Here is a 9,647-nt window from a genome sequence, read left to right on the forward strand (position 1 = left end):
TCAAATACTCAAATACTCAAATACTCAAATACTCAAATACTCAAATACTCAAATACTCAAATACTCAAATACTCAAATACTCAAATACTCAAATACTCAAATACTCAAATACTCAAATACTCAAAATTATTTTAAAAGTTTGTATTGAGGCTTGTCAAATGACAATGGTCTTTTATCAAAAGTTCTTTTGTTACAGACTTTTTTAAGTAGTTTATTAGCTTAAATAGGGGTCAGATTGGCTAGTTCCCATTGGGGTATAGTGCATGATTGCAATCTCACTTTAGACGGTGGATAAAAAATTTGATGCTAGCGCAGCTATGTATTTTTACCTGTTCTTTGAAAGTGCACTTCATATGTTAGTTTCAATAATTAAAAAAGTGAAAAATTTACTCTAATAATGTTTTCATATCGAGTGCTGCTCTGCTATAAAATCAACAGCTACATAAATGAGTGCTATACATCATAGGATTAAGTTATATGTCGTCAGCTGAGCAACTTTGGACTGCAATTTATGATTTTTATTGCCTTTTAGTCAGTAAGAATAACGAGGAGGCCTCCTATCAAAGGCTTTTTGAACAGCATCCTGCTATTTTTACTGTGCTCGGAATAGATACAGCAGCGTCATTTGAAAAAAGTTCGCCAAATACTCTTCCATATGATCAAGATAGAGGTTTTAATCCTGAGCCTGACTTCATTGGAGCGGAATTCGAAGCTGGGATCTTGACTGTTGTAGAACTAAAAACGCCTTTTGTGGGAAATATTACAACTAGTCGCAATGATGGTAATAGAGCAAAGTTCAAAGCTTTAGCTGAAACCTATATTTCGCAAACAACTGAGTATGTTGAGTCTATAAGACAGAATCGGGAGGCTAGGGATGTAGTAAAGAAAGTGCTTAATGTTTCTAAAACATCTGATTACCGTGCGAAACTTATTTATGCACTTAGCGCTGAGAACGACGCACATCTTGTTAGCTCTATTATGGCACAACGAAAAGTACCAACCGAGATAGTTTTCTATGATGATCTCTTTGACCGTATGGTCAAAGCATATTCAATCGGGAGAAGCGATAATTTATCGCGTGTTGGCTGGTGTTTCGTAACTCATATTTATCTCGGAAATATGCAAGCGTCTGGAAAAACATTCATTGCGGATTACGGCTCTGGAAGCGCTGATCGAATTTCAGTCTGCCTAGATAATAATGAGATTATTTTTGAGTGCTTTGATTCTCAGCAGAAGGTTTACTCGCTTCAAGCACTCCTGGATGGAAGAGGTCCACACTATATAAGATTTGAATTTTCGAATGACTCAAATGGCATCTATATGTCGCTAAACGTCAATAATATCGAGTCTGAGCTCCGTCTAGGTAAAGGAGTATTAAAACTATTCCCTGAAACAGAATTTTTTACTCTTGGTGCAGACTCAAGCGGAAATAATGGAGCGCACTTCTATATGTTGGAGCACTACTTTGTCAACAAAACTATAAGTTTAGTCGATAAGCTAGGTTCTTTTCGCTACTTTCAACAAAAAGTTAATAAAAGCTCTCATTGTCTTGAATTCAAGCCAAAGGATTACATGATTAGACAGTCATCAGGTCATATGATACAAGAACTAGATGCATGTAAACCCATTTTTCGTGATTGGCCACTCATCGAAACTAAGGTATAAGTGTTTGCTTATCAGGCAAGTTCAGCGTTACTCATATAAAACGGATGTTATGACAAGTGACTGTAGATAGAAGAAAACAATTTACATCGGTTTTACTGAGGTATAGACGGGCCCTCTACTCCTACACCGCTAATTGGATTTGTATCAAAAATATACCTTCCAAATATTGAGTTGAAATTCTCTTCCGCATCTAGGAAATATTGTAAGATACCATCTAACAACTCCCGAAAAGTCGAACCATACCATGTGACTCCTGGCGCAATCTTAGATAAAACTTCCATTTTGAAAGTTTTAATGTCGGAAGGTGGATTAAGTAAAGTACCAGTATCAATCATAGGACTTATACTGAGCATATTAAACATTGCCAACATAAATGAAGATACACGATACTCTGAACGTAACCGATCAAATAAATCCTTATTTTCTTTGGAAAGCTTGTTGTACTCTTTATCACGGTGATGATTGAATTCTTCAGTGTACTGTAAAACACGATCCGCAGCATCCCCTACACGAGGACAGAAATATCTTGTCCACCAAGCTTCGAAATATCGTTGCTGAAATTCTAAATAAGTTAAACCAACAATGTTTGTGCTTCTAGTATATTCTTTTGCTCCAGATTGTAGTCCGTGTTTGGAAATGATAAACCCAATGTTAGCGCCAGTTTCGTGCATAACAGTCGTAAATGAATGTACAACGGATTGAGGTATAGCTGAACTCCAGTTTTTGCATTCTACAATATATTTAATATTGTCTAAGCTTAGTCCATCGATAGCTAAAACATCAACATTAACAGAGCCCCGTGGGGTAGGTATATTTACCTCAATATCTGACGACAAGCCAACATTGCGAAATATTCTCTTCACACCTAATTGAAGGTCTTGCCATTTATCAGGATATGGATTATCAATCATAGAGTTTGGAGTATCCTTTTAGCTAAGCGTAAGAATTGTTCTGTCTAACTCATGTATAGCGTGGTGTGCCTTTCAAGCTTGATATATCTACTCGATCACCGATACCCTTTTCAATAGCTAATTTTCGAACCTTCTCAATATCTGTGTCTGATAAAAATGGTCCAAGATGAATTCGCTCAATCAGATCGGTTACTTCAAATTTAACTTTTATACCGTGCTCAGGTATATCTACTCCAAACTCTTCTGCCAATCGGAGAGAAATACCTATCCGAAACTCTTTTTCCCAATCGAAAGCAGTATGCTTATGCCAAAACCGTTCTATCATACTAACTTTCAGTTTTCCTTTGGTAAGATCAACATATTTGACATTGCCAACGCATAGATTTTCTTCAGCATATTTAGGGTTTAATCTAAACGGTTTTATGGATTTTTTTATCTTATCTAAGTTGGTTTGTATAGCTACACCCTTCCATTCATCGGCGTATAACTGCCACATGGCGTCGCTTTCATACAAGGATCTATGCCAACAACTTACTTTGGTTAAACGTTTTAATTCTTCAAAAGCTTTTTCAGTACCGTCAAGTTCCGCATAACGTGGATCTGTTTTATATTCTGAAGATACTATTGCCACAGCTCCTTCAAACTTATCATTAAACTCACGCGCTGAAGCAAAGTACAACTCACCAGTATTCAGAAAATCTATTAGCCTTTCTGTTTTAAAATATCGCCATAATGGTTCTATAGTATTTGGCTCATCGCCGATAAAGTTCATAATCTATCCTAATCGGTTTGTTGCATATTTTTAAGGATAGATTCCACTTTGATATAGAACTCATTAGCCTTATCGCATATAGTTGATACGCTTATAGTCATGCCCCAAAACTCATCAACAAAAATTTCAATGGCTATTAACAAATGCTCTGCGGCTAGATTAGAATCAATATATTTTGATGGAATATGTAAACTTTCATTATCCCGCGCAAAATATAACGACTTTTCCCTTAGTGATGAATATTCGCCAGAACTATAGCCTTCGAAAATCTCCTTAGCCCTATCAGCACCAATACTATTAGCTATGCGGTCACCAATTAGATAAACAGGTGATATTGCAATTTTATGCTTCATGTTATGGTTAAAAAGATGATCTTTTCCTCGTTTTACTTTTAGTAAATCCTTTTGTTGTGCTGCACGCATATACCCAGCTTTTATTTTGGCAATTTCTTCAAATATAGTGATTGATAAAAAAAGAGAGGGGGCAAAACTACCACTCTTCAACAAAGTGTATGATGCGCATATCAAATCGTAAATGTGAGCAATAGCATCGTTATACTCTTCTCGACCATGTAAGCCTGTATACCCATCTGAAAATATTACAGAAGCTTCTACAGCTATGTTATTTCCGCTCTTTTCCACAACTTATTCTCTCTTGTTAGCTCTATTTATCTGTTTTAGAAATTAAGTTTGATCTAGAGAAGCTGTTATTTTTAAAATATACCTTAACTATCAAACCACCCTACTCTTCTTAAAATTCTCAGCCTGCTCAAATATCTCTTTATAGACTTCTTTCGAGTCCACAGGTGGATAGCCCCACTCATCAAGCAATATCATCAAATCAAACTGTAGCTCCGCTTTGATATCATCACGCTTATTCCAGTCGGTGTACCTTGCCTTGTCATCTATCAGTTTTTTCACTTCTTTTGACAGCTCAAGCAGCTTGTCTTCTGGATAGGTAAAATCGTACTTATGCGCCAGTGATAGTAAGATGTCATAAAACGCTTTTTCTTCAAAGTCGATGCCCATCTCACCAAACGATGCCATCTCAACCCGTAGCTCGTTATACAGCTTGATGATCTCATCAGAGAAGTCACCAATGACTTCAGCGCGCAGTACATCTTGCTCGTCACGGTCATTGTACTTCTCTACAAGCGCATTCATCTTCTTACTAAAATCAACACCCTTCACCTTGTTGGTTTTTTTCAGCTCACCAATGGCTTTTGCGAGGAGCTGTTGTAGTAGCTCTAGCTTGGTATTCGGCTGTTTAATCACTTCAAGCTTTGCCAAATAATCTTCATCGAAGATATCGATCTCACCATCTGTGTTATCACCGAGTTTAAATATCTCTTCAACGCCATCACTCATCAGCGCGTCTTTGACCAGGTCACGTACCTTTTGGTTCATCTGCTCAACATCAGGTGCGCCGCCAGTGGTGATTTTAAAGATGATGGTACGAATAGCTAGGTAGTAATGAATCTTGTCTTTATGAGTCTTGGTGAGTGCTTCACTACCCACGCAAATATCATAGGCAGACTTCAGACGTTTGGCCAAATCCATAAAGCGCTTTTCTAGCTTCTTAGATTGCAGCGCAAAGTCAGCTGCTGCATTCAAGCAATTGAGCTGCTCTAATGGCGTGCCGTTAAAGTAAAGGCTAGAGTCAAACTTATGATAGACGGTATCTAGTAGATCCAAATGGTCTTTCACCACCACGACTGACTTTTGGATATCGTCTAGGTTTTGAACCTGACCACCGGTGTAATGAGAGAGCGCCAGATTCATCTGCTTTTTGATGCCGATGTAATCAACGACTAAGCCACTTTCCTTACCTTCAAACTTACGATTGACCCGTGAGATGGTCTGAATCAGGCTATGCTTTTGCAAAGGTTTATCAATGTAGATGGTATCGAGAAAAGGTACGTCAAAGCCTGTGAGCCACATATCGACAACGATGGCGATTTTAAAGTTAGATTTGCCATTTTTAAACTGACGGTCGAGCTCTTTACGATAGTCTTTATTACCAAGATTATCCCACATGCCTTTTGCGTCATCCTTGTTACGAGTCATGATCATCTTGACTCGCTCCATAGGTTTAACTTTTTTCTTATCGCTTTCAGATAAGGTTGAACCTTCTTCGCACGCTCGTACCTCATCCCATTCAGGACGCAGCTCTATGATGTCTTTATATAACTGATAGGCGGCTTCACGGCTGCTACAGACAAACATAGCCTTGCCTTTTTGTGTGGTGCCCTCTTCTACTCGCGCTTCATAATGCTGAACAAAGTCTTCAGCTATGGCACGGATGCGGTCAGGGTCACCAAGAATGGTAGACATACTCGCCATGGCTTTTTTACTTTTCTCTATCTGATATTCGTTGGTGCCAGCGTCGGCGCTTTCTTGATAGTATTTTTCTACTTCATCAAGTTGTTTGCTATCGAGTAGCACTTTGGCAGCGCGGCCCTCATAGACGATACGTACGGTGATTTCATCGAATACCGACTCAACCATGGTGTAGCTATCAACGACGGGGCCGAAGACATCAAGGGTGGCATCAATCGGCGTGCCTGTGAAGCCAACGTAAGTGGCATTGGGCAGAGAATCATGCAAGTATTTAGCGAAGCCGTAGGTCTTTTTCACCCCATCTTCAGTGAGGGTGATTTTTTGCTGGAGGTTGATTTGGCTACGATGCGCTTCATCTGAGATACAGATAACGTTGGTACGCTCGGTGAGCAGGGCTAAGTCTTCGGTGAACTTATGAATGGTGGTTAGGAACACACCGCCACTTCTGCGTCCTTTGAGCTCTTCTCGTAGCTCAGCACGACTCTCGACACTGATGATGTTCTCATCGCCGATATAGGTCTTGGCGTTGGTAAAGGTTTTGGATAACTGATCATCTAAGTCGGTACGGTCAGTGATTAAGATAATGGTTGGACTACCAAGCGCCGCGTCTTTCATTAGCAGACGGGCTAGAAACAGCATGGTAAAGCTTTTACCACAGCCAGTCGCGCCAAAGTACGTACCACCCTTCCCGTCACGTAAGCCATTATCGTCAATTAAGTTGCCATGACTGTCGAGCAACTTCATGTGCTGCTTGATATTGTCGTATAGCTTGGTGGCGGCATAATACTGCGGATAGCGACAAACGATTTTTTCTTCCTTGCTTGATTTGTCAGGTACGTAAATAAAATTACGGATGACATCAAGCAAGCGCGTTTTATCAAATAAACCGCTCATCATGGTCAATAAGGAGTGGATACCGTCTTTCTCTAACTTCTCATCGCCCGTGACTTTGCGCCAAGAGTAGTAGAACTCATAAGGCGCAAAGAATGAACCCATCTTTGAGTTAACGCCGTCACTAATCACGCATAGGGCGTTGTATTTAAACAGCTCTGGAATATCGCGCTTATAACGGGTGGTCAGCTGGGTATAGGCATCAAACATGGTGGCATCTTCACGGATGCTGCTCTTAAATTCAAACACCACCAGTGGTAAGCCATTGATATAAAGAATGCCATCAGGGATACGTAGCTCAAAGCCTTGTATCTCCATTTGATTGACGATGCGAAAGCGATTGTTATCGAGTGCTTCATAGTCAATCAGCTGGATGTATAAGTCTTTTTGGGTATAGTCTTCTCGCTTGAGTGTAAAGCCATCAGCGACAAACTTCATGATGGCTTTATTGGTATCGTACAGATCAGAGGCAGGAAGGTATTCGAGCTTATGAATAATAGACTCAATCTCATAATCAGTGATCAAGTCATCTTTATAACGGGTCGCTAGAAACTGTCGAAGATCAGACTTAATCAGCACATCATCAGGATTGCGATCAAGCGCTTCGCCAAGCGTATGTGGATAGCCCTCGGCTGCTAGCAATTCAATAATGGCTTGCTCAAGTCTGTCTTCGGTAAATTTCAATGCTTCGTCCTTTTTTATTATGCTTTATTTTTTTTCAATAATTACTATGCTAATCTAGAAGAAATACGACAACACTAGGTTATTCATACTCTTTTTTAATCGGATTGAATTTCACAATTTCACTGTAGTTAACATGCTCAATACGCTCATCATCTTCAGTAGGCTTTTCGCCTTTGTAAGTCAACATAATGGGATAATAAGTGGTATTGTCCGACAGTACTTTTAAAGTCCCTTCATAACCATAATACAAAGGCGAGTCTTCATCATAACGAGCATTGCTTGAGCCAGCATCACCGACATAATAAACATTAATAAAATCATTCTCAGGTAGGTGTAAAGCTTTCCACCAGTCATCCCTTGCACCTTGACCCATATAGAAATTCGTAAACATACTTCCTACTAGGTTCTTCCCTAACGGCTGTAGACCATTTTTAATATCTTCAGCATAAAGTCCTGCACTTCCATTGCTACCCGATTCCTCTACGTTCTTTGGTGTTTGACTCACTAACTGAAACAATCCACTCTTCAGTTTTTTAAAGCTGTATAAATCCGCTGTTGCCTTACAGATATGACAAGAGTCAATTTCTCCATCAGAAACATGTGTCTTTTCAATGATAATCAGATAACGATCTTCACCTGCTGTATTTTTATATTGAATAACAGGAAGCATTAAGGCAATAGTTGCCCTTCCAACCTCATCGTATTTTCCCAAGCCGATATACGGTGTATCTTCCATATGATCCACATGAATATCGAACATCTGACCATTGTAAAACTGACGCATAATTTCTTTAAAGCTTAAGTCTTTGATTTTGACTTGAGCCATTTGACTAGCTGAGAAAGCAGGAGCGGCAGCCATTACAGGAGCCGCAGATAGAACGCCTAAGCTGAGCGCTAAACTAAGTAACAGCTTTTTCATACTAGATTCCATTAATTCTTATGTTTTTAAGATAACCGTTTACTGTCAAAAGCTATACTACTTCCTCCACAAGTTCAGCAGCATCAGAAATACGCAATTCGCCTGACATTAACTTAGGTAAAAGGGTGTCGCGGATTCTTGATAAATTATCTACGTCTATTTGAACAGCATGAATTTTATTATGAAATGAATTTATCCAGTTATCGAAATAGTTTAAAACATCGATATTAGGCACTACTACCATATGGTTTTTTAAAATATCTGTTTTTAGATTAGTAAATACACTACCATTACCTTGCATCAAGAGTTCCTGTCTAACAACTAAAAAAAGCTGATATAAATAATTATCAGTAAATATTTTTTTCTTCGGGAAATGTAACCAGCCGTCATGGATACAAGCATCTAAATCTAAAAATTTTGGTAAGCCAGGGGTGGCGCTATTTGATAAAATTAACGAGCCTTTTTTTAATAAAGTCGTTTTATTTAATCCTTCAGGTTTAATAAATTGTTTCGTCTCAACAAGAAATCTTGAATTACTAGCAGTCGCATCACTTATTTTGACCCAAGGTAATCCTTTAGGTACTAAATAATCATGAATTGGTCGAGGAGAGCCACCACGTTTTACTTCAATATACTCACCAAGCTTACTAACTCCCCAACCCTTTGGAATCCAACCCATCTCCTCAGTAAACTCAAACGCATTAGGGAATAAATTCTGAATATCTGAATTATCCTTTTTCTCAATCGCTTGGCGCTGCTCGGCACGCTCTAATAACTCGTCAGGAATGGCGTTCCCTGCGGCAAGGGCGTTATCAATCACAGGATCAAAATCCACAAACCAGCTCTTAAACAACGCCTGCGCCATCGCTTCTAGGGTTTCGTTCATTTGGCGGTTAAGCTCGATTTTGTCGTCTAAAGAACCAAGGATATGAGCGATGGCTTTTTGTTCTGAAAGCGGTGGAAGAGACAATGGATAAATTTTCATTGCCTCTTTATCACCCCTTGGCATCTTAGTTCCTTTGGAGGTTTGAACTGTATATTGGATAAACTCTTCATTCATTAGAGAATAAAAGCCAAAGCTAGGATTAATACCTTCTCTGGCTTTAAACACAATAACATCGTTAGAACATCCACCATCTTTATTGGCTATCCAAAGCTTTCTAAAATAAGTCCTAATATTTGAGAAAAGAATATCTTCGGCTTTATAAGCTGTGAACTTTGATGCAGATGGAAGCTTTTCAGCGACTGTAACTCCGCCAAAGTCAGGAAGCATATTATCTGTCGAAACGTAACTTTCAATGTCTATATCTTTACTATCAATCTTAGCTTTTGACATCATAAGTATAGTCAGTCTATAATAAAAGAGATACAGCCCATATCCTGAAACAGTTTTGGTAAATTATTCTCCATCCACCCTTGGCGTAGAAACTTAGCCTGTGCCCACTTTTTCTCGATAGGGTTTAGAT

At 39.0% G+C, this 9,647-nt stretch carries 7 protein-coding genes; 1 reads left to right on the forward strand and 6 read right to left on the reverse strand.

Features of this window, described 5'->3' with window-relative positions; all coding sequences use genetic code 11:
* Positions 1-477 precede the first annotated feature (477 nt).
* Positions 478-1,665 carry a Shedu anti-phage system protein SduA domain-containing protein gene (locus JMW94_RS14095; RefSeq protein WP_201604818.1) on the forward strand — a complete coding sequence of 396 codons (1,188 nt, stop codon included), beginning with the start codon at positions 478-480 and terminating at the stop codon, positions 1,663-1,665.
* A gap of 92 nt (positions 1,666-1,757) precedes the next feature.
* Here the strand turns inward: JMW94_RS14095 and JMW94_RS14100 are convergent, their stop codons facing one another.
* The 6 genes from JMW94_RS14100 to JMW94_RS14125 all read right to left on the reverse strand — a co-directional run bounded on the left by JMW94_RS14100 (position 1,758) and on the right by JMW94_RS14125 (position 9,520).
* The gene (locus JMW94_RS14100) at positions 1,758-2,576 is read right to left on the reverse strand and encodes a restriction endonuclease (protein ID WP_201604819.1); all 819 of its coding nucleotides are present in this window, start codon (positions 2,574-2,576) and stop codon (positions 1,758-1,760) included.
* Positions 2,577-2,625: 49 nt separating this feature from the next.
* Positions 2,626-3,348 carry a DUF2971 domain-containing protein gene (locus tag JMW94_RS14105; protein WP_201604820.1) on the reverse strand — a complete coding sequence of 241 codons (723 nt, stop codon included), beginning with the start codon at positions 3,346-3,348 and terminating at the stop codon, positions 2,626-2,628.
* 8 nt (positions 3,349-3,356) lie between these two features.
* Entirely contained in the window at positions 3,357-3,989 is a 633-nt protein-coding gene (locus JMW94_RS14110) for an AbiV family abortive infection protein (RefSeq protein WP_201604821.1), read from the reverse strand.
* Between the two features lie 90 nt (positions 3,990-4,079).
* Positions 4,080-7,262, reverse strand: coding sequence for a type I restriction endonuclease subunit R (locus tag JMW94_RS14115; protein WP_201604822.1), 3,183 nt, complete (start codon positions 7,260-7,262; stop codon positions 4,080-4,082).
* Positions 7,263-7,341: 79 nt separating this feature from the next.
* Positions 7,342-8,181 carry a hypothetical protein gene (locus tag JMW94_RS14120; RefSeq protein ID WP_201604823.1) on the reverse strand — a complete coding sequence of 280 codons (840 nt, stop codon included), beginning with the start codon at positions 8,179-8,181 and terminating at the stop codon, positions 7,342-7,344.
* Positions 8,182-8,233: 52 nt separating this feature from the next.
* Positions 8,234-9,520, reverse strand: coding sequence for a restriction endonuclease subunit S (locus JMW94_RS14125; protein ID WP_201604824.1), 1,287 nt, complete (start codon positions 9,518-9,520; stop codon positions 8,234-8,236).
* Positions 9,521-9,647: the final 127 nt, after the last annotated feature.

Source organism: Psychrobacter immobilis, assembly GCF_904846185.1.
GTDB classification, from domain to species: Bacteria; Pseudomonadota; Gammaproteobacteria; order Pseudomonadales; family Moraxellaceae; genus Psychrobacter; species Psychrobacter immobilis_B.